This is a genomic window from Corynebacterium diphtheriae, assembly GCF_001457455.1.
Classification (GTDB): domain Bacteria; phylum Actinomycetota; class Actinomycetes; order Mycobacteriales; family Mycobacteriaceae; genus Corynebacterium; species Corynebacterium diphtheriae.
In genome coordinates this window covers 1867247-1885224 of record NZ_LN831026.1, presented here as the reverse complement: position 1 = coordinate 1885224, position 17978 = coordinate 1867247, and the positions used below count along the sequence as shown (strand labels likewise).

18 protein-coding genes are annotated in these 17978 nt (G+C 53.4%); 12 read left to right on the top strand and 6 right to left on the bottom strand.

Features of this window, described 5'->3' with window-relative positions; translation table 11 throughout:
• The 4 genes from AT687_RS09035 to AT687_RS09020 are packed head-to-tail and all read left to right on the top strand — an operon-like array spanning nucleotide 1 to nucleotide 3467.
• Entirely contained in the window at nucleotides 1-1293 is a 1293-nt protein-coding gene (locus AT687_RS09035) for a hypothetical protein (protein WP_010935396.1), read from the top strand.
• Nucleotides 1283-2671 carry a multicopper oxidase domain-containing protein gene (locus AT687_RS09030; protein WP_003852708.1) on the top strand — a complete coding sequence of 463 codons (1389 nt, stop codon included), beginning with the start codon at nucleotides 1283-1285 and terminating at the stop codon, nucleotides 2669-2671. Before AT687_RS09035 ends, AT687_RS09030 begins: the two co-directional genes overlap by 11 nt.
• A 39-nt stretch (nucleotides 2672-2710) precedes the next feature.
• Nucleotides 2711-2983: a DUF2249 domain-containing protein gene (locus AT687_RS09025; protein WP_021335158.1), complete on the top strand. Its 273-nt coding sequence runs from the start codon at nucleotides 2711-2713 to the stop codon at nucleotides 2981-2983.
• Between the two features lie 46 nt (nucleotides 2984-3029).
• Complete coding sequence (locus AT687_RS09020) at nucleotides 3030-3467, top strand: pyridoxamine 5'-phosphate oxidase family protein (RefSeq protein WP_010935394.1); 438 nt, start codon at nucleotides 3030-3032, stop codon at nucleotides 3465-3467.
• Here AT687_RS09020 and nadE read toward each other — a convergent pair.
• Entirely contained in the window at nucleotides 3464-4297 is an 834-nt protein-coding gene (gene nadE, locus AT687_RS09015; protein WP_014319275.1) for an ammonia-dependent NAD(+) synthetase, read from the bottom strand. The two genes, AT687_RS09020 and nadE, sit on opposite strands and share 4 nt — an antisense overlap.
• Nucleotides 4298-4450: 153 nt before the next feature.
• Here nadE and ykgO point away from each other — a divergent pair, with 153 nt between their 5' ends.
• Complete coding sequence (gene ykgO / locus AT687_RS09010) at nucleotides 4451-4573, top strand: type B 50S ribosomal protein L36 (RefSeq protein WP_003852698.1); 123 nt, start codon at nucleotides 4451-4453, stop codon at nucleotides 4571-4573.
• Nucleotides 4574-4641: 68 nt separating this feature from the next.
• On the opposite strand, the gene AT687_RS09005 is transcribed toward ykgO, so the two are convergent.
• Both AT687_RS09005 and AT687_RS09000 read right to left on the bottom strand, forming a co-directional pair.
• On the bottom strand, nucleotides 4642-6168 hold the full coding sequence (locus AT687_RS09005) for a phytoene desaturase (RefSeq protein WP_014319274.1): 1527 nt from the start codon (nucleotides 6166-6168) through the stop codon (nucleotides 4642-4644).
• Nucleotides 6161-7033 (bottom strand): phytoene/squalene synthase family protein, encoded by an 873-nt coding sequence (locus AT687_RS09000; protein WP_014319273.1) that lies wholly within the window; start codon nucleotides 7031-7033, stop codon nucleotides 6161-6163. Before AT687_RS09000 ends, AT687_RS09005 begins: the two co-directional genes overlap by 8 nt.
• 301 nt (nucleotides 7034-7334) lie before the next feature.
• Here AT687_RS09000 and nrdH point away from each other — a divergent pair, with 301 nt between their 5' ends.
• From nrdH to nrdE, 3 genes are all read left to right on the top strand, one after another.
• Complete coding sequence (gene nrdH / locus AT687_RS08995; RefSeq protein WP_010935390.1) at nucleotides 7335-7568, top strand: glutaredoxin-like protein NrdH; 234 nt, start codon at nucleotides 7335-7337, stop codon at nucleotides 7566-7568.
• Between the two features lie 93 nt (nucleotides 7569-7661).
• Complete coding sequence (gene nrdI / locus AT687_RS08990; RefSeq protein WP_010935389.1) at nucleotides 7662-8087, top strand: class Ib ribonucleoside-diphosphate reductase assembly flavoprotein NrdI; 426 nt, start codon at nucleotides 7662-7664, stop codon at nucleotides 8085-8087.
• 61 nt (nucleotides 8088-8148) lie between these two features.
• Nucleotides 8149-10296, top strand: coding sequence for a class 1b ribonucleoside-diphosphate reductase subunit alpha (nrdE, locus tag AT687_RS08985; protein WP_014308637.1), 2148 nt, complete (start codon nucleotides 8149-8151; stop codon nucleotides 10294-10296).
• Between the two features lie 51 nt (nucleotides 10297-10347).
• On the opposite strand, the gene AT687_RS08980 is transcribed toward nrdE, so the two are convergent.
• Nucleotides 10348-10833 (bottom strand): ferritin, encoded by a 486-nt coding sequence (locus tag AT687_RS08980; RefSeq protein WP_003852640.1) that lies wholly within the window; start codon nucleotides 10831-10833, stop codon nucleotides 10348-10350.
• A gap of 311 nt (nucleotides 10834-11144) precedes the next feature.
• Between AT687_RS08980 and nrdF the strand changes: the two genes are divergently transcribed.
• From nrdF to AT687_RS08960, 4 genes are all read left to right on the top strand, one after another.
• Nucleotides 11145-12131, top strand: coding sequence for a class 1b ribonucleoside-diphosphate reductase subunit beta (gene nrdF, locus AT687_RS08975; protein WP_014308636.1), 987 nt, complete (start codon nucleotides 11145-11147; stop codon nucleotides 12129-12131).
• A 361-nt stretch (nucleotides 12132-12492) separates the two neighbouring features.
• On the top strand, nucleotides 12493-14187 hold the full coding sequence (gene ctaD, locus AT687_RS08970) for an aa3-type cytochrome oxidase subunit I (protein WP_003852637.1): 1695 nt from the start codon (nucleotides 12493-12495) through the stop codon (nucleotides 14185-14187).
• A gap of 106 nt (nucleotides 14188-14293) precedes the next feature.
• On the top strand, nucleotides 14294-15577 hold the full coding sequence (gene serB, locus AT687_RS08965) for a phosphoserine phosphatase SerB (protein WP_014307216.1): 1284 nt from the start codon (nucleotides 14294-14296) through the stop codon (nucleotides 15575-15577).
• The gene (locus tag AT687_RS08960) at nucleotides 15570-16277 is read left to right on the top strand and encodes an aminoacyl-tRNA hydrolase (RefSeq protein ID WP_014307215.1); all 708 of its coding nucleotides are present in this window, start codon (nucleotides 15570-15572) and stop codon (nucleotides 16275-16277) included. The genes serB and AT687_RS08960 overlap by 8 nt, the downstream gene beginning before the upstream one ends.
• On the opposite strand, the gene AT687_RS08955 is transcribed toward AT687_RS08960, so the two are convergent.
• Entirely contained in the window at nucleotides 16261-17361 is a 1101-nt protein-coding gene (locus tag AT687_RS08955) for an HNH endonuclease signature motif containing protein (protein ID WP_014318534.1), read from the bottom strand. The two genes, AT687_RS08960 and AT687_RS08955, sit on opposite strands and share 17 nt — an antisense overlap.
• A gap of 89 nt (nucleotides 17362-17450) precedes the next feature.
• Nucleotides 17451-17978, bottom strand: a complete 528-nt coding sequence (locus AT687_RS08950; protein ID WP_003852618.1) for a GNAT family N-acetyltransferase — start codon at nucleotides 17976-17978, stop codon at nucleotides 17451-17453.

Here is a 17978-nt window from a genome sequence, read left to right as displayed (position 1 = left end):
ATGGGCAACAATAAAAATTATCGAAGCCGCGGTAGAGTTCGTCGTCTCCGCGATTTCCTTGCCTTAGCGTGGCTTCTCGCAGCTCTAGCTGTAGTGCTACTAGGAGATTCGGTTACCGCACAGCGTTGGGTACTTATTCACCTCATAATGCTGGGGGCAATGAGTCACTCAGTTCTAGTTTGGTCAGAGTACTTTGCTCGGACTCTTACTAGGACTGTGGTCACAGAAGGTCATACTGCTGCAGCTCGAATGGCGCTTCTTGCCCTAGGCGGAGTGTTTATTGTCATCGGTTACCCATCGAACTGGCCATTTGTCGTGTTAATCGGTGCGTTATGCGTTATCACCTCCACGATATGGCATGGGTGTCATATTTTTGTACTCATGCGACGCGCTCTACCAGGGAGATTTAAAAAAGTAAATCAGTACTATTTGTGGGCGTCGACAATGCTCCCGCTTGGTGCAACTGCGGGTGCAATCATGGCATTTGGAGTCACTGATGAGTGGCGAGGTCGATTAATTCTAACCCATCTTGTGTTCAACTTCTTGGGTTGGATTGGGCTGACAGTGACTGGGACATTGGTGACATTCTGGCCCACGATTGTGCGCGCACGCATGCACGATCGGTCGGAAACCTTCGCTCGTCAAGCATTGCCGTTTCTTATCGCAGGTATCACTACCCTTGCTGGCGGGGCGCTTGTAGGAATACGTGCAGTATCCATTGTCGGTTTTATGCTCTATATGTGTGGGCTTGGTTTATGGTCGCGGTTGTTGTGGGCACCGCTACGTGCTAAAGGACTACGCGATATCGCCCCTGCATCGGTTGCGGCGGCTTTGTTGTGGGCCGGAATTGGATTGGGATGGCTGGCGGCTGTTCTTGCACGCGCTCGGTCATGGGCGGACATCCCTCAACTCACGTGGAATATTCCGGCGGTACTTGTTGGTGGTTTTGCACTCCAACTGCTCATTGGCGCCTTGTCTTACCTCATACCCATGCTTTTTGGTGGCGGGCCTGCTGTTTTGCGCGCAATCACTAAAGCCTTGAACACAGGAGCCACATTTCGAGTACTGGTGACCAATATTTCGTTATTAATATGGCTGATGCCGATTGCGCACTCAGTAAAAATCTCCGTGGCCATCCTAGGAATCATATCGACAGCAGCGTTTATCCCGATTCTGGTTTATTCGATGGTAGTAGGAATTCGAGAAAAGCGGCTCGTGGGCAGTAGTGAACAGCTGCCATCTTTACAACAACCATCATCGAATTTACTGAAGGGTCCTTCCCATGGAGACTAAAGAATCAACGTGGAGTGCTATTTGGGCGGTAGGCGGAGTCGCCGCAATTATGCTCGCCATCCTTGCTGGTCTTGGATACGATACAGTTCGGACCGCTTTGATGACACGTCAGGAAGCTACGGTAGCCGCTCCTGTGAAACCTACTGGAGAAACCACCGAAGTCACGGTTGTAGCAACAGAAAATATGAGTTACGAGCCTTCAGTTGTTGAGGTTCCAGTGGGCAATGAGCTAATCATCAACTTAGTGAATAATGATCCGCACAATGGTCATGACCTCGTAGTTGGTGATAAGAAAACTGATCGAGTCGCGCCGGGGAAATCCACCACATTAGACGTTGGATTAATCACTGAATCAATGACGGGCTTTTGTTCTGTTGCTGGGCATCGGCAGATGGGAATGACCTTGCGTATCAACGCGGGGAGCCATGCGCATCATCAGCATGGTTCGCTATCTGAACATTTTCATCAGTCGACACGGATTAGTGCTCCAATATCTCCAGTGTTGTCGCCCCTAGAACAGCGAACGACGTCTGTTACCCATGAGGCTACCTTCACTGTTTCTGAGGTTCCGCTAGAGGTTGCTCCTGGTGTATGGCAGACTAGGTGGACGTTTAATGGTTCTGGTGTTGGTCCTACGCTGCATGGAAAAGTGGGAGACAAGTTCCGGATAACGCTGGTCAATAACGGAACCATTGGGCATTCGATTGATTTCCACGCAGGAGAGCTTGCTCCGGATGAGAAGATGCGCACAATTGGACCTGGGGAATCACTTATCTATGAATTCACTGCAGGGCGCGCTGGAATATGGATGTACCACTGTTCGACGATGCCAATGGCAGCCCATATTGCCGCTGGTATGCATGGCGCGGTTGTAATCGAGCCTGTAGATCTTGCACCGGTGGATAAGCAGTTCGTTTTGGTCCAATCTGAGGTTTATGTTGATTCGCCAGCGTCTTCACCACAGGAAGCAACAGAGCTGCGTTCTGAGGCGATCGGATCTGAACCGCCAAACTACACGGTGTTTAACGGTATTGCTTTCCAATACGATCAGGAAAAATTAGATGTCAAAGTTGGTGAGCGGGTACGTTTTTGGGTGCTCGATGCCGGTCCTAATGTTCCACTTTCTTTCCATATTGTAGGTGGTCAGTTTGATACGACATGGACGGAAGGTGCATACACCCTCTATCGCGGTTCAGGAGGGATTGCGGGAACACATGGCGTTGGTCATGATGGTGGTGCGCAAGTCCTGCCTTTGCTCCCAGCCCAAGGGGGTTTTGTCGAATTGACTTTTGATGAACCGGGTAATTATGCCGTTGTTAATCACCTGATGAGCGAGGCAGAACGTGGCGCTCGTGGCACGGTACGAGTAACTAAATAGGGCTTGAAAAATTTATCTATTTTGAGGAGGAATACAGTAATGTCACTACCAATTTCGGAAAAGAAAGGTGGCTGCGGCTGCGGTCACCATAACGAGACTCCAACTCTTGATGCTCGCGATCTGTCACCGGCTATCCGGCACGGTGCAATTTTAGGTGCAATTGGCCAGCTGCAGTCGGGGTCTTCAATGGATCTCATAGCGCCTCATAATCCACTTCCACTTCTCGAACAGGTCTACGAACTATTTGGTGCATCCGTGGAAATTACATACGTGAGTGAGGATCCGTGGACGTTGAACTTCGCCAAGTCCTAGAGTCCTCATATGGGGTAAATGTCACACGGTGACGTAGATCCTTGCCATGATGGGGATTATGAGCGATCCAATTACCATTCTTGATTCATCTGATTCGTTGTCTCGATTGTCGTCGGAGTCGGTGGGCCGTCTTGTTGTGCACCGCAAGGATGATCTCGATATTTTCCCCGTAAATTTTGTGCTTGATTATTCTGCTGAGCAGCCTCGGGTGTATTTCCGCACGGCTGAAGGCACCAAGCTTTTTAGTGTGAACCTCAATTCTGATGTGTTGTTTGAGGTGGATCGTTTTGATGATGCAGAGGGCTGGTCGGTGGTCCTTAAGGGTAATGCGTATGTGGTTCGCGATACTGAAGAGGCTCGACATGCGGATACGCTCGGCCTGAAACCATGGCTGCCAACGTTGAAGTACAACTTTGTGCGTATCGACGTCCGCGAGGTGTCTGGCCGAGCGTTCGTATTTGGGGAGGAACCAGAGCGCTACTAGTGCCACCAAGTGTCATCGGGTTCGACGGGGAGGTGGCGTTTGTGTTGGCCGATTTTCCAGAGGTGCTCGATGCGCTGTTGTGCCTCGGGTGAGACTTCTTCGTTTCCTTCGATGTAAGCGTCGATCTCTCGGTAGGTTACGCCGAGTGCTTCTTCGTCGGGAAGTGCTGGGCGATCCTCTTCGAGGTCGGCGGTGGGGACTTTTTCCCATGTGGATGCTGGTGCGCCGAGGTGTTCTAGGAGGGCGGCGCCTTGGCGTTTGGATAGTCCTGCAAGCGGGAGGATGTCGGCGCCGCCGTCGCCGAACTTTGTAAAGAATCCGGTGACGTTTTCTGCTGCGTGGTCGGTGCCGATTACGAGTAGTTTCTTTTCGCCGGCGAGTGCGTATTGGGCGATCATGCGTTGGCGGGCTTTGATGTTGCCTTTATTGAAGTCGCCTACGTCGTGAAGCCCCAATGCTTGGGCGGTGGCGCGGGCGGCTGCGTCGGTTGCCTCTTTGATGTTGATGACCACGCAGTGGTCGGGTTGGATAAATTCTAGGGCGATGCGGGCGTCGTCTTCGTCGGCTTGTATGCCGTAGGGGAGGCGGATTGCCCAGAATTTGGCGGGGTAGCCGGCTTCTCGTAGCTGTTCTACTGCGAGCTGTGCGAGGCGGCCTGCGAGGGTGGAGTCTTGTCCGCCGGAGATCCCTAGCACGAAACCTTTGGTGCCAGAGTGCTTGATGTAACGGGTGAGAAAGTCGACGCGGTTGCGGATTTCCGTTGCGGGGTCGATGGTGGGTTTAGTTCCAAGTCGGTGGATGATGTTGTTGCGCATTGGGGAAGTAGTCATGGTGTAATCTTATGCACCAAGTGGCACGGTTTGGCATTTGGTCGTGCTATGGGATAGTATTGTCCCTCGTGTCATGGCAGACTTTGTTGGAGTCTCGCCGTCGTAAACTGTAAAGCCCGTTCAAGGCTTTCGTGGAGAAGAAAGGAGCGCCCGATGAAGGTCCGTAAGTCCCTTCGGTCGCTGAAGAACAAGCCGGGCGCTCAGGTTGTGCGTCGTCGCGGCAAGGTCTATGTGATCAACAAGAAAGACCCACGTTTCAAGGCTCGTCAGGGCTAATTCGTGTTATAACTTCAAAGACCGTCACCAAGAGGTGACGGTCTTTTTGTTATCTCTGCAATGGGCTCCTATTCCGCTTTGATTCGAGTGATCACGTTTTCTGCGGAGATCAGGCACATGGGGACTCCAACACCAGGCACGGTGGTGCCGCCAGCGTAGTAGAGGCCTTTGACTTTCGATGCCATGTTTTTGCCTCGGAAGAACGCGGATTGCATCAAGGTATGTGCCGGTCCGATGGCACCGCTAGACCATGCGTGGTAGCGCTCGGAAAAGTCGGCAGGCCCAATTGTTTTGGTGACCACGATGCGCTCGTCGAGGTCGCTGATACCGGTCCATGTGGCGATCTGTGCAATTGTTGCGCGGGTGATTTCTTCGACTCTTAGGGAGGCGGTGTGGTGGTAGGTGTTGCCGTGGCCGAGGGCATCGTTGGCGGGGACGGGCACGAGGATGAAGAGGTTTTCGTGTCCTTCGGGGGCTGCGTCGCTGTCGGTTGCTGAGGTTTTAGAGATGTAGATGGATTGTGATGCGTCGAGTGGGCGGGAGGGGTGTGGCCCGGAATAGACGGCGGCGAAATCGGGGTCCCAGTCTTTGCTGAAGAGCAGATTGTGGTGGGCTAGTTCGGGTAGGTGCCCGCGCACTCCTAGCATGATGAGTACGGTTCCAAGGCCTGGGTTGCGTTTGCTCCAGTAGTTTTCGGGGTAGCTGCGCAGGTGGGGTGGCAGCAGCCGAGTTTCGGTGTGGTGGAGGTCTGCGGCGGAGACGACAACATCGGCATTGAAGGTGGAGGTTCCGTGGGGGCCGGTGGCGGTGATGCCGCAGGCGCGACCGGATTCGATGGTGATGTCGGTGACTTCGTGTTCGTAGTAGAACTCCACGCCGGCTTCGCGGTCGATTTTTTCGATGGCGGACATGATGGCGGCGAATCCGCCGCGAGGGTAGCGTACGCCTTCGACAAGGTCGGTGTGGCTCATGAGTGAGTAGAGTGCGGGCGCTTGGGTGGGCTGGGTGGAGAGGAACACCGCGGGGTAGCTCAGTATTTGTTGCAGGATGGGGTGTGGGAATCGGTTGCGTACCCACGTATCAAGTGAGCTGCTTAAGAGTCGCGCAAGGTAGGGGAGTCGGCGAAGGATGTCGGCGCGCAGGAAGTCGCGGGGGTTGCTAAAAGTGGTGTAGAGGAAGTGTCGCAGGGAGAGGTGGTACATGTCGGTGGCGTTGCGGAGGTAGCGTTGTATTTTTTTGCCGGCGCCGGGGTCGAGGGCGTCGAAAAGCGTTGCGACGTTTCCCACGCCGCTATCCACGTCGAGTGTTGGTGAGCCTTCGGGGAAGAGCCGGTAGGCGGGGTGGAGGTCGACAAGCTCGTAGGCCTGCTCGGTGGTGGTGCCCATGAGCTCAAAGAAGCGGTCATAGGCTTCGGGCATGAGATACCACGAGGGGCCGGTGTCCCAGCGAAAGCCGCTGTCGGTGAGTTGGCCGGCGCGGCCGCCAGGGGCGTCGAGTTTTTCAAAGACGCGCACGTGGTAGCCCTCGCGTGCCAGGAGTCCGGCGGTGGCAAGACCTGCAACACCGGCGCCAATAACAATTGCGTGTTTAGCCATGTAATGCTCTCCAAGGGGCTCGGGTGATGATGGCAATTTTTTGGGCTTTGGGAATACGGATCCGAGTGTGTGTGACTTCGACTGCGGAGGCCTCCTGGATGCGGTCGGTCAGCGCTGTGAAGAGGTCTGCGGCTGCTTGGACGCCGACGCGGGCGTCGAAAGGCAGGAGTGGGATGTAGTGGTACGCGGCGGCGAGATCGGTGCGGATGTCGGCGACGAGGAGGGCCTTGGTGGCGTCGGTAAGCTCGCCGGTTAGTTGTGGGAAGTAGTTGCGTCCGAGGACGTGGGTGTCTTCTTCAAGGTCGCGCAGGAAGTTGATTTTTTGAAAGGCGGAGCCGAGACTGCGCGCGCCGTGTTCCATCATGGTGCGCTCATGCGGGCGGGGGTGTTGTTCCACGAGGAAGGCGTCCAAGCACATAAGGCCTATGACCTCGGCGGAACCGTAGACGTATTCGTTAAATTCGGCGGCCTCGTAGTTTTGTTTGTGCAGGTCGTTGCGCATGGAGGTGAAAAATGCCTGCACGTGTTCAGTTTTAAATTTGCAGCGCCGAGCGCTTAGCGCCCAAGCGTGGAGGATGGGGTCGGCGTGGAATCGCTGCGTGGGGGCGGCAAGTACGGCTGCTTCGTAATCGTCGAGGAGCTGGGAGACGGCGTTGGGTTCAAGGCCTGCCATCTGTGCTGTGCCGTCGACGATTTCGTCGGCGATGCGCACCATGGCGTAGAGGTTGCTGATGTCTGTGCGGATGCGACCACGCAGGAGTTTTGTGGCTAGGCCGAAGCTGGTGGAGTAGCAGCTGATGATTTCGTGTGCTGCTTTGCATGCCGCGGTGTCGTAGCGAGAGAGGAATGTTTGCCGGTGGTCCACGTGTCCTGATCCTATCAGCAACGCCAATATAACAATCTGATAACGCCCGTGCTGGGCTTATGTGGATGCGTTGTGGACGAGCTGGGGATATACGAAACGGCTCATTTTGCCGCCGCTGGGTCCAACCTCAACATGTAGGGGTCCGGCGCGCCTGGTTGCTGGGGGTTTGCCGAACGGGGATACTAGATATTGTGCTGGTTGCGGAAAAGTACCACAAAGTATAGTGTCTTTTCATGTCGCCGAGAGCAATCTCGTTGCCTCGGTAATCTCATAATTTGTTAAGAAATAGGAAGTTTGCGCTATGTCTATCACCGTGTATACCAAGCCAGCTTGCGTCCAGTGCAACGCAACCAAAAAGGCTCTCGACCGAGCAGGATTGGATTACACCCTCGTAGATATCAGCGTCGACGATCAGGCTCGCGACTACGTCATGGGGCTCGGATACCTGCAGGCACCTGTCGTTGAAGCAAACGGCGAACACTGGTCGGGCTTCCGTCCTGAGCGCATCAGCTCCTTGGCAGCACAGGTAGCGTAGCGCCACACACCACTTTGTGCCGCCACGGCAGCAACTGGGCTGTTCCGTCGGCGGCTTTCCTTATGTCTATATAAAGGAAGGGATATCGGCGAAATGCTGGTTGTCTATTTCTCTTCGGCCACCGAAAACACCAAACGGTTTGTAGAGAAACTGGGATTTCCGTCCCAGCGCATCCCACTGACCAAGTCCGACGCCCCGTTGCGTATCGACGAGCCCTACGTACTTGTGTGCCCAACGTACGGCGGGGGAGCGTCGATAAGCGGAAACAACACAAAGCCGGTACCCGTTCAGGTGATTAAATTCCTGAACAACGAACACAATCGCAGTTTTATCCGCGCGGTCATTTCAGGAGGAAACTCCAACTTCGGCCTCGACTTTGGCAAAGCTGGGGATGTGATTTCGCAGAAATGTTCGGTACCCTATGTGTATCGATTTGAACTCATGGGCAACGACGAAGATGTCAGGCTAGTGCGCGACGGTCTGCGAGAAAACGCGGCAGCACTAGGCCTTGAAAAATAACTGAATAATTTTCCCCTATCCATCAAGCAATCTTGTAAGGATTTGTCTCGTGAATCAATCCATGGGAAGGCACGTTGCTGAGCCAGTTTCCCGCGCTGAGCAACTCGACTACCACGCACTGAATGCACTGTTGAACCTTTATGACGCAAACGGGCGAATCCAATTTGATAAAGACCGCGAAGCGGCCAACCAGTTCTTCCTGCAGCACGTCAATCAAAACACAGTGTTCTTCCACGACCTGGAAGAAAAGATCGAATACCTCGTAGAAAACAACTACTACGAGCCAGAAGTGCTGGACAAGTACTCTTTTGCAGACATCAAAGACCTGTTCAAGCAGGCCTACGCGCACAAGTTCCGCTTTAAGTCATTCTTGGGTGCCTACAAGTACTACACCTCGTACACGCTCAAAACCTTCGACGGTCGACGCTACCTCGAGCGCTTCGAAGATCGCGTGTGCATGGTGGCACTAACGCTTGCCGACGGTTCCATCGAGCTGGCTCGTAACCTCGTTGACGAGATCATGACCGGACGTTTCCAGCCGGCAACCCCGACCTTCCTTAACTCCGGTAAGGCACAGCGCGGCGAACCAGTATCGTGCTTCCTGTTGCGTATCGAAGACAACATGGAGTCGATCGGACGTTCCATTAACTCCGCATTGCAGCTGTCCAAGCGTGGTGGTGGCGTGGCGTTGCTGCTGAGCAACCTGCGTGAATCCGGTGCACCGATCAAGAAGATTGAGAACCAGTCTTCCGGTGTTATCCCTGTGATGAAGCTGCTCGAGGATTCCTTCTCCTACGCTAACCAGCTGGGCGCACGTCAAGGTGCAGGTGCGGTGTACCTGAATGCTCACCACCCAGACATCTTGAACTTCCTGGACACCAAGCGCGAAAATGCCGATGAGAAGATCCGCATTAAGACATTGTCGCTGGGCATTGTGATCCCAGACATCACCTTTGAGCTGGCTAAGCGAAACGAAGACATGTATCTGTTTAGCCCCTACGACGTCGAGCGCGTCTACGGTAAGCCATTTGCGGATATCTCTGTCACCGAACTCTATGCCGACATGGTCGAAGATCCGCGTATCCGCAAGACCAAGATCAACGCCCGTTCGTTCTTCCAAACGATCGCCGAGATCCAGTTCGAGTCCGGTTACCCGTACATCATGTTCGAAGATACCGTTAACCGCGCCAACCCCATCGAAGGCCGGATTAACATGTCTAACCTGTGCTCGGAGATCCTGCAGGTCAACTCGCCATCAGTTCTTAATGCCGATCTGACCTACGAGCATGTCGGCGAAGATATCTCGTGCAACCTTGGCTCCATGAATATCGCTATGGCCATGGATTCCACTGACTTTGCTAAGACCGTGGAAACCGCGATTCGTGGTTTGACCGCGGTGTCCGAGCAGACCTCTATCGATTCCGTGCCATCCATTAAGAAGGGCAACGATGCAGCTCATGCCATCGGCCTTGGCCAGATGAACCTGCACGGCTACTTGGGTCGTGAGCATATCTTCTACGGATCAGAAGAAGGCTTGGACTTTACCAACGCCTACTTTGCCGCCGTGTTGTATCAATGCCTGCGCGCTTCTCACAAGATTGCTGCGGAACGCGGCCAGCGTTTTGAAGGCTTTGAAACTTCCGACTATGCCGATGGCAGCTACTTTGATCGTTTCGATCCAGCTGACTTTGCGCCGAAGACCGCAAAGGTTCAAGAGCTATTTGAAAACTCCACCATTGTTGTGCCAACAGCGCAAGACTGGGAAGAGCTCAAGCAGTTGGTCATGAAGGACGGCTTGTTTAACCGCTACCTTCAGGCTGTGCCTCCGACGGGTTCGATCTCGTACATCAACAACTCCACCTCGTCGATTCACCCGATCGCCTCTCGTATTGAGATCCGTAAGGAAGGCAAGATCGGTCGTGTGTACTACCCAGCGCCGCACATGGATAACGACAACTTGGAGTACTACCAAGATGCCTATGAGATTGGCTTTGAAAAGGTCATTGATACCTATGCGGTAGCCACCAAGTATGTTGACCAGGGACTGTCGTTGACGCTGTTCTTCAAGGACAACGTGACAACCCGTGACATCAACCGCGCGCAGATCTACGCATGGCGTAAAGGAATTAAGTCCCTGTACTATATTCGCCTCCGCCAAGTTGCCCTTGAGGGTACCGAGGTCGAGGGTTGCGTATCCTGCATGCTATAAAAAAATCCCCCTCGCGGGGGATTTTTCGTAGAAGCTTGCTGGGGGAGGGGATTAACGCTCTCCCAGTTCGGCATCCATGCGAAGCAGTCCGGTGCCGGTATCTGCCATGCGCAGACGATCGAGGATTTCCTTCACGGTTGCTTCCTCTTCGATCTGCTCTTGCAGGAAGCTATCGATCAGTGGGCGAGAATCGTGGTCCTTCACGGACATGGAAAGATCTGCGAGTTCGCGGATCATGCCAGTAATCTTCTGCTCGTGAGCGAGGGATGCCTCGAAAGCTTCGATAGCGGTAGCAGCATCGAGCTTTGGAGGTGCGATGTCGCCGATCTGTGGGCGGTAGTCGCGGTTCAGAAGATGCTTGGAAAATGCTGCTGCGTGATCGAGCTCTTCCTTGTGCTGCTTCTTCATCCAGCTGCTCATTCCGGTAAGGGAAAGATCATCCAAGATGTAGGAGAGCTGGAGGTAAACCATGGAGGCTTCCAACTCGGCGGTGATTTGGTCGTTTAGTGCTGCTGCCAGCTTATCGTTGATGCTCATGCCACTAATGCTAAAAGTCCGCTAAGGAACTGTCAGCTTAAGATAGCCCAGCATAACTGGGGTTTTTGTGTTTGGGTTCCCTTGCTTAACTGAAAATTTTTCAGCTCGAATAATTGCTTTGCGTTTGTCTAAGTGAGCTGGTTGAGTGGCTAGATGTGGTGAGATATGCCACGTTTGCCCGCAAATGGAAACCAGTCGCCAATAAACATAGCCAAACCAAACCACCGACCATAAAGTGTGTCGAAAGTCACATTTTGGGTCGGTGGTGTAAGCTCAAAAAGACTTGCCAAAAAAGGAGTGTGTAACAACCTGTGACTACGTACAACGCATACTTTGAATCTCATCCAAAGCCGGTAGCGGCTATTAACTGGAACTCCATTCCAGATGAGAAGGATCTTGAAGTTTGGGATCGTCTGACCGGTAACTTCTGGCTTCCAGAAAAAATCCCAGTATCTAACGACATTAAGAGCTGGAACACCCTTAATGATCTGGAAAAGCAGACCACCATGCGCGTGTTCACTGGCCTGACATTGCTGGATACTATTCAGGGAACCGTTGGCGCTGTGTCGATGCTTCCGGATGCCGTGTCTCTTCATGAGGAGGCCGTGTATACAAACATTGCCTTCATGGAAAGTGTTCACGCAAAGAGCTATTCCAATATCTTTATGACTCTTGCGTCCACGCCAGAAATTAACGACGCCTTCCGTTGGTCTGAGGAAAACGAAAACCTGCAGAAGAAAGCGAAGATCATCCTCTCTTACTATGAGGGCAATGATCCGCTGAAGCGCAAGGTTGCATCCACCTTGTTGGAGTCTTTCCTGTTCTACTCCGGCTTCTATCTTCCAATGTATTGGTCCAGCCACGCCAAGCTTACCAATACCGCGGACATTATTCGCTTGATTATTCGCGATGAAGCGGTCCATGGCTATTACATTGGCTATAAGTTCCAGCAGGCGCTGCGTAAGGAAACTCCAGAGCGCCAGGCGGAGCTGAAGGAGTACACCTTCGACTTGCTCTACGATCTCTATGACAATGAAATCCAGTACACCGAGGACTTGTATGACGATCTTGGCTGGACCGAAGACGTCAAGCGCTTCCTGCGATATAACGCAAACAAGGCGTTGAACAACTTGGGTTACGAGGCACTGTTCCCGGCGGACGAGTGCCGTGTTTCGCCGGCAATTCTTTCTGCGCTGTCGCCGAACGCTGATGAGAATCACGACTTCTTCTCAGGGTCCGGTTCTTCCTATGTGATCGGCAAGGCTGAGAACACCACGGACGACGACTGGGATTTCTAATTCCATGAAAACCGCTGTGCAACTAATTTAGTTGTGCAGCGGTTTTCTTTGTTCAACCTTTAGGTTGATCGCGGGTGGGGGTGAAATCAGGGTCACATTGCTGGACTCAAAAAATTGACTTTTCGCCCAAAAAATGTGGCGATAGTCACCCAATAATTAACATTGAGGGGGAAACTCCAGCACAAAGGCGTTACGACGCCTCCCTGACTGCTGGATCACAGTTTGCAATGTTAATAGTGTGAAACGTGGTTCTAGGGTAGTGGCTGGATTAGTGCCATAGCCTGCCATAAGATGTCACAGTGTAAATCTGGTCACCTCATACCCGCCGTGGTATGAGGTACCCACAAGTCAGGAGGATCGTATGACCGCTGTGGCGCCGAGGCTCGAAAATTATGCCGAGCCAACAAGGCCCGCACCAACCGGTGGTGCCCGCAAGGGAACGCTGGCGTGGAAGATGCTGACCACAACTGACCACAAACTACTGGGCATGATGTACATCGTCATGTCCTTCGTGTGGTTCTTCGTTGGTGGTTTGATGGCTCTGCTTATTCGTGCCGAGCTCTTCAGCCCAGGACTTCAGTTCCTGTCTAACGAGCAGTTCAACCAGCTGTTCACCCTTCATGGAACCATCATGCTGCTGGCCTTTGGTACGCCAGTGGTGTGGGGCTTTTCTAACTATATTTTGCCATTGCAGATCGGCGCACCTGACGTGGCATTCCCACGTTTGAACGCTTTTGGTTTCTGGATTACCCAGATCGGCGTCGTCGCAATGCTGGCAGGCTTCCTCACCCCAGGTGGTGCAGCAGACTTCGGCTGGACGATGTACCTGCCTTTGGCTGACTCCATCCACTCCCCAGGTGTGGGCGGCGACTTCTGGATCATCGGCGTGGGTGCAACTGGTGTCGGTACCATTGCTTCCGCCGTGAACATGATCACCACCATCCTGTGCATGCGTGCACCAGGTATGACCATGTTCCGTATGCCAATTTTCTGCTGGAACATCTTCGTTGCTTCCGTCATCGTTCTTCTGATCTTCCCACTGCTCACCGCAGCAGCTTTGGGTGTTATGTACGACCGCAAGCTCGGTGGACACATCTACGATCCAGGTAACGGCGGTGCCATCCTGTGGCAGCACCTCTTCTGGTTCTTCGGCCACCCAGAGGTGTACGTCCTAGCACTGCCATTCTTCGGCATCGTTTCCGAGGTCATCCCAGTGTTCGCACGTAAGCCAATGTTCGGCTACATCGGTCTGGTTTTTGCAACCTTGTCCATCGGTATGCTTTCGATGGCTGTGTGGGCACACCACATGTTCGTTACCGGCGCAATCCTGTTGCCATTCTTCTCCTTCATGACGTTCCTCATCTCGGTTCCAACCGGTGTGAAGTTCTTCAACTGGTTGGGCACCATGTGGCGCGGTCACATCTCTTGGGAAACCCCGATGACTTGGACCATGGGCTTCTTGGTGACGTTCCTCTTCGGTGGTCTGACCGGTATTATGCTGGCATCCCCACCACTGGACTTCCACATCTCTGACACCTACTTCGTGGTTGCACACTTCCACTACACCCTCTTCGGTACCGTGGTATTTGCTTCCTACGCTGGTGTGTACTTCTGGTTCCCCAAGATGACCGGCCGTATGTTGGATGAGCGTCTGGGCAAGATCCACTTCTGGATCACCTTCGTTGGCTTCCACGGCACCTTCTTGGTTCAGCACTGGGTTGGTAACGAGGGCATGCCACGTCGTTACGCCGACTACCTCGAGTCTGACGGATTCACCACCTTGAACCAGATTTCTACCGTGTTCTCCTTCTTGCTTGGTGTCTCGGTTATCCCATTCATCTGGAACGTGTTCAAGTCCTACCGCTACGGTGAGATCGTTACTGTCGACGACCCATGGGGTTATGGCAACTCCTTGGAGTGGGCTACCTCTTGCCCTCCTCCACGCCACAACTTCACGTCGCTGCCACGTATCCGCTCCGAGCGTCCTGCCTTCGAGCTGCACTACCCACACATGGTGGAGCGCATGCGCCGCGAGGCTCATATTGGACACCACTGAGCCAGTGAACAAGCGATAATCTGATCGCTTTCTGACTTTGAACGAGGACCTAAGTTTTCCTAGGTCCTCGTTTTTGTGTTACCTAGTACAGGGGTGTTAATGGGATATGAGTCACAAATCATGCAACAATAGCGAGGTGACTCTTCCAATAACTTCAGTGCCGTTGCGCCAAGACCTCACCCCAGTTGTTATTACGGTGACTGGCGCTGACCGCCATGGTGTTACTGCTGCAACTTTCCGTGTTCTTTCTGCGAACAATGTGCAGATTTTGGACGTGGAACAATCAAAGTTCCGTGGATTTTTGAGCATTGCCGTTTATGCCGGAATCAAAGCCTCGATGATCGATTCTGTTGAACAGGGGCTTCGCGACACGTTGAGTGTGCACGGTCAGTCTGTTTCGCTTTCGGTGGAGTCTCGCACTGAGGTTTCACGCCCTCGTTCGACCCACGTTGTGGTGATCTTGGGTAATCCTGTTGGTGCTGAGGACATTTGGAAGATCGGTCAGACTATGGCTGATTTTGGTGCCAACATTGATGGTATTCGAGGGATTTCGGATTACCCTGTTACCGGTCTTGAGCTGCGCGTGACTGTGGCGGATCCTGCCCCCGGTGCGGCAGAGCCGTTGCGGAAGGCGCTGGCTGCCTTGACAACCGAGTTGGGCGTTGACATCGTGATCGAACGCGCTGGTTTGCAGCGCCGCTCGAAGAGGTTGGTGTGTTTTGATTGCGATTCCACATTGATCACTGGTGAGGTCATTGAGATGTTGGCCGCGCATGCTGGTAGGGAAGAAGAAGTTGCGGCGGTCACCGAGCGTGCGATGCGCGGCGAGCTTGATTTCGAGGAATCTCTGCGTGAGCGTGTGAAGGCGTTGGCTGGGTTGGACGCTTCTGTTATCGACGAGGTTGCTCGCGATATTGTGCTTACCCCTGGCGCGCGTACCACGATTCGCACCCTGAAGCGCTTGGGCTATAAGACGGCTGTGGTTTCGGGTGGATTTATCCAAGTTTTGGAAGATCTTGCCCAGGATTTGGATCTTGATTATGTTCGGGCAAATACCTTGGAAATCGAGGACGGCAAGTTGACGGGCCGCGTGATCGGTAAGGTAGTGGACCGTGCGGCTAAGGCAGAGTTCCTGCGTGAGTTTGCCGAGGATTCTGGGCTTCGGATGTATCAGACTGTTGCTGTTGGTGATGGTGCGAATGATATTGACATGATTTCGGCTGCAGGCATGGGCATTGCGTTTAATGCGAAACCAGCGTTGCGAGAAGTCGCCGACACCTCGGTTAATACTCCTTTCCTTGATGAGGTCCTTTATATGTTGGGCATCACGCGCGAAGAAATCGATGCTGATGGGGAGTCTCGTCGCGTTCCTTTGGAAGCGCATGAGTAATTTACGTATTGCTTATGACCGTTTGCGGTCGATGTCGCGGACGGAAGAAAACCCTACTGTTCAGGCCATGCAGATTGCTCTTCATATTCCGAAGAATGATCCTCCTGCCCGTTCCGAGATTTTGCAGGCTGCAGCTCAAGCGGTTGTTGCTTGCTGTTTGAGTGAGGAATCAGTGACAGATGAGTGGTATGGCAACCGATTGCAGCAGTGGTATGACCATCGGATTCGGAAGGTGGCGCGCCGTGGTAGGAACGCTGCGTGGGAACGCGTGACGACGCTCCCAGGGGTTTCTTCGGTTTCTGGTTCCGCGGAGGCTCGTGCTTTTGTGCCGGGGCCTGTGGATTCGGTGGATCCGTTGTTGAAGAAACTGCAGATTTCTCATACCGATGTTCCTTTTGATTCGCCTGCCGATCCCACTGAGGGGCCGGTGTTGTATGTGGATCGTGGTTTGGGCATGTCTGTAGGCAAAACGGCAGCCCAAGTTGGGCATGGGTCGATGCTTCTTGCCGCAGCGCAACCTTTTGAGTGGGTTGAGCGTTGGGCAGACCAAGGCTACCGCCTGAGCGTGCGGGAAGTTGATTCTGATGTGTTCCGTAAAGCAGCAGAGCAGCCGGGTGCTGTTCATGTGATTGATGCGGGTTTTACAGAAGTTGCTCCTAGCTCATTGACGGTTGTGGCGTTACCTATGCCGCTTTTTTGATTTTCTTTTCTCTGCGTTGCCTAAACGTTTGCCCCGCTAGCACCCCTTCCGGTGTGGTAACCACCCTACGATCACCGATCTGCCACGTCACCACACCACCGGCACCAATCTCACAATCGACCCGACGAGACGTTTTCACATTGTGATGATGCCGACATAAACACTGAGCGTTAACCGCACCGGTAACCCCACCGAGATCATATTCTTCAACATGGTCAATATCGCACCACTGTGCTGGCACCCCACAACCAGGGAAACGACACACCCCATCACGTCCTTGAATAAACCTACGCATTGCCTCTGTAAACCGATAACCAGTCGACACAGCCACATCAGCGTCACCGAGCACACGAATAACAGGATGCTCAGGCACCTGAGGCAGAGCTGTTCCCTGCGGGGTGTAGGTGATCCCGGTGCCGGTGTCATAGAGGTTGATCACCACACTGGTTTTATCTTCTAGGAGAAGTTGCAGGGCTGTGGAGTCATCGCAGCTATGAGTCTTTTTGATATTGCGCAAGGTGGTCTCGAGTAGTTCTGCGACACCGGCGTGGATGAGGGCGTCGATGCCTGCGAGTCCGTGTCCGGCGTCGTAGATGTAGACGTATTGTTCTGGTTTTCGGGTGTTGTCGAGGTGGTAGCCGAGGTGGGTGATGGTTTTGCGTAGGAATCGGGTAATGGCCCTGGTACTGGGGATGGTTTGTGCTGGTTGGGTGGGTGTGAGCCAGCGTGTCAGGTGGGTGTCGATGGCGTCATAGTAGGTGGTAGGTAGTGCGGAGATGATTCTGGTGATGGTGATAAGTCGGGTGTCGTCGAGGTGCCAGAGTTGTTGGTAGAGGGTGTGGAGTTGTGGGAGTTGGGTGAGGTAGTAGATGGCGTCGAGGTGGTCGCAGACGTAGCGTTGGGTTTTGCCGATGCGGGTGGCGATGTCTGCGGTGTAGGTGTCAACGTCGTCGTTGTCATCGGGTTGTAGGCTGTGCCAGCGGTAGTAGTCGAATTGGATGCGTAGTCGTTCGGCGCGGCAAAGTGGGTCGTTCATGTCGCAGTGACTGTAGAACGGTTGTGTGGTTTCTCCTGTGGTGTTCATGATGTGTAGCCCCCTGGTTGTTCATGGTGGTTGCGAGTGTATCGCAGGGACTTGACACCCGAAAGAGCATTCGAACAAATGGGGGTAACTTAAGAAGTGATCGAGTATATTGCTAAATCATAGATGGAACCGCGATGAAGTTCGGCTTTATGTGCGATACCTTCGAAAGTTGCTCCAGCGCGCTCAGTAGCACGTCTTGAGGCAACATTTGAAGTACGTATTTTAATTTCGACGCGGTGAAATCCGACTGACAACGCGTAGTTGCTTACTAGCCTTACAGCCTTCGGCATAATGCCGAGGCCGCGGGCGTGGGGGTGAAGTGAATAACCAATATCGACGCAAATGGGGGACTGCGCACGCAGCTCGATAGTGCCTAGGTAGATGCTGGGCTTATCCGCAGTCGCGATTGCCCATCGAACAAGAGAATCGGTGGGAACTGAACTAGAAGAAATGAACTCTAGGGCGTTTTCCACAGTAAAAGGGGAGGGGATTGTTGTGAAATTACGCATAGCTGGATCTTGGGCCAGCTCAACTAAACGAGGTGTGTCTTCGATCTGGAGTTTTCGCAAGATAAGCGACTTGTTACTCAGAATGGGAAGGTCGTGTGTTGGCCACAT

Bases quoted from the DNA above. Each gene is read 5' to 3' on its own strand.
- ykgO (WP_003852698.1), top strand. From the start codon at position 4,451: ATGAAGGTCCGTAAGTCCCTTCGGTCGCTGAAGAACAAGCCGGGCGCT.
- ctaD (WP_003852637.1), top strand. From the start codon at position 12,493: ATGACCGCTGTGGCGCCGAGGCTCGAAAATTATGCCGAGCCAACAAGG.
- AT687_RS08950 (WP_003852618.1), bottom strand. From the start codon at position 17,978: ATGTGGCCAACACACGACCTTCCCATTCTGAGTAACAAGTCGCTTATC.
- nrdH (WP_010935390.1), top strand. From the start codon at position 7,335: ATGTCTATCACCGTGTATACCAAGCCAGCTTGCGTCCAGTGCAACGCA.
- serB (WP_014307216.1), top strand. From the start codon at position 14,294: ATGAGTCACAAATCATGCAACAATAGCGAGGTGACTCTTCCAATAACT.
- AT687_RS08960 (WP_014307215.1), top strand. From the start codon at position 15,570: ATGAGTAATTTACGTATTGCTTATGACCGTTTGCGGTCGATGTCGCGG.
- AT687_RS08980 (WP_003852640.1), bottom strand. From the start codon at position 10,833: ATGAGCATCAACGATAAGCTGGCAGCAGCACTAAACGACCAAATCACC.
- nrdE (WP_014308637.1), top strand. From the start codon at position 8,149: ATGGGAAGGCACGTTGCTGAGCCAGTTTCCCGCGCTGAGCAACTCGAC.
- AT687_RS08955 (WP_014318534.1), bottom strand. From the start codon at position 17,361: ATGAACACCACAGGAGAAACCACACAACCGTTCTACAGTCACTGCGAC.
- nrdI (WP_010935389.1), top strand. From the start codon at position 7,662: ATGCTGGTTGTCTATTTCTCTTCGGCCACCGAAAACACCAAACGGTTT.
- nadE (WP_014319275.1), bottom strand. From the start codon at position 4,297: ATGACTACTTCCCCAATGCGCAACAACATCATCCACCGACTTGGAACT.
- AT687_RS09025 (WP_021335158.1), top strand. From the start codon at position 2,711: ATGTCACTACCAATTTCGGAAAAGAAAGGTGGCTGCGGCTGCGGTCAC.
- AT687_RS09030 (WP_003852708.1), top strand. From the start codon at position 1,283: ATGGAGACTAAAGAATCAACGTGGAGTGCTATTTGGGCGGTAGGCGGA.
- AT687_RS09035 (WP_010935396.1), top strand. From the start codon at position 1: ATGGGCAACAATAAAAATTATCGAAGCCGCGGTAGAGTTCGTCGTCTC.
- AT687_RS09020 (WP_010935394.1), top strand. From the start codon at position 3,030: ATGATGGGGATTATGAGCGATCCAATTACCATTCTTGATTCATCTGAT.
- AT687_RS09005 (WP_014319274.1), bottom strand. From the start codon at position 6,168: ATGGCTAAACACGCAATTGTTATTGGCGCCGGTGTTGCAGGTCTTGCC.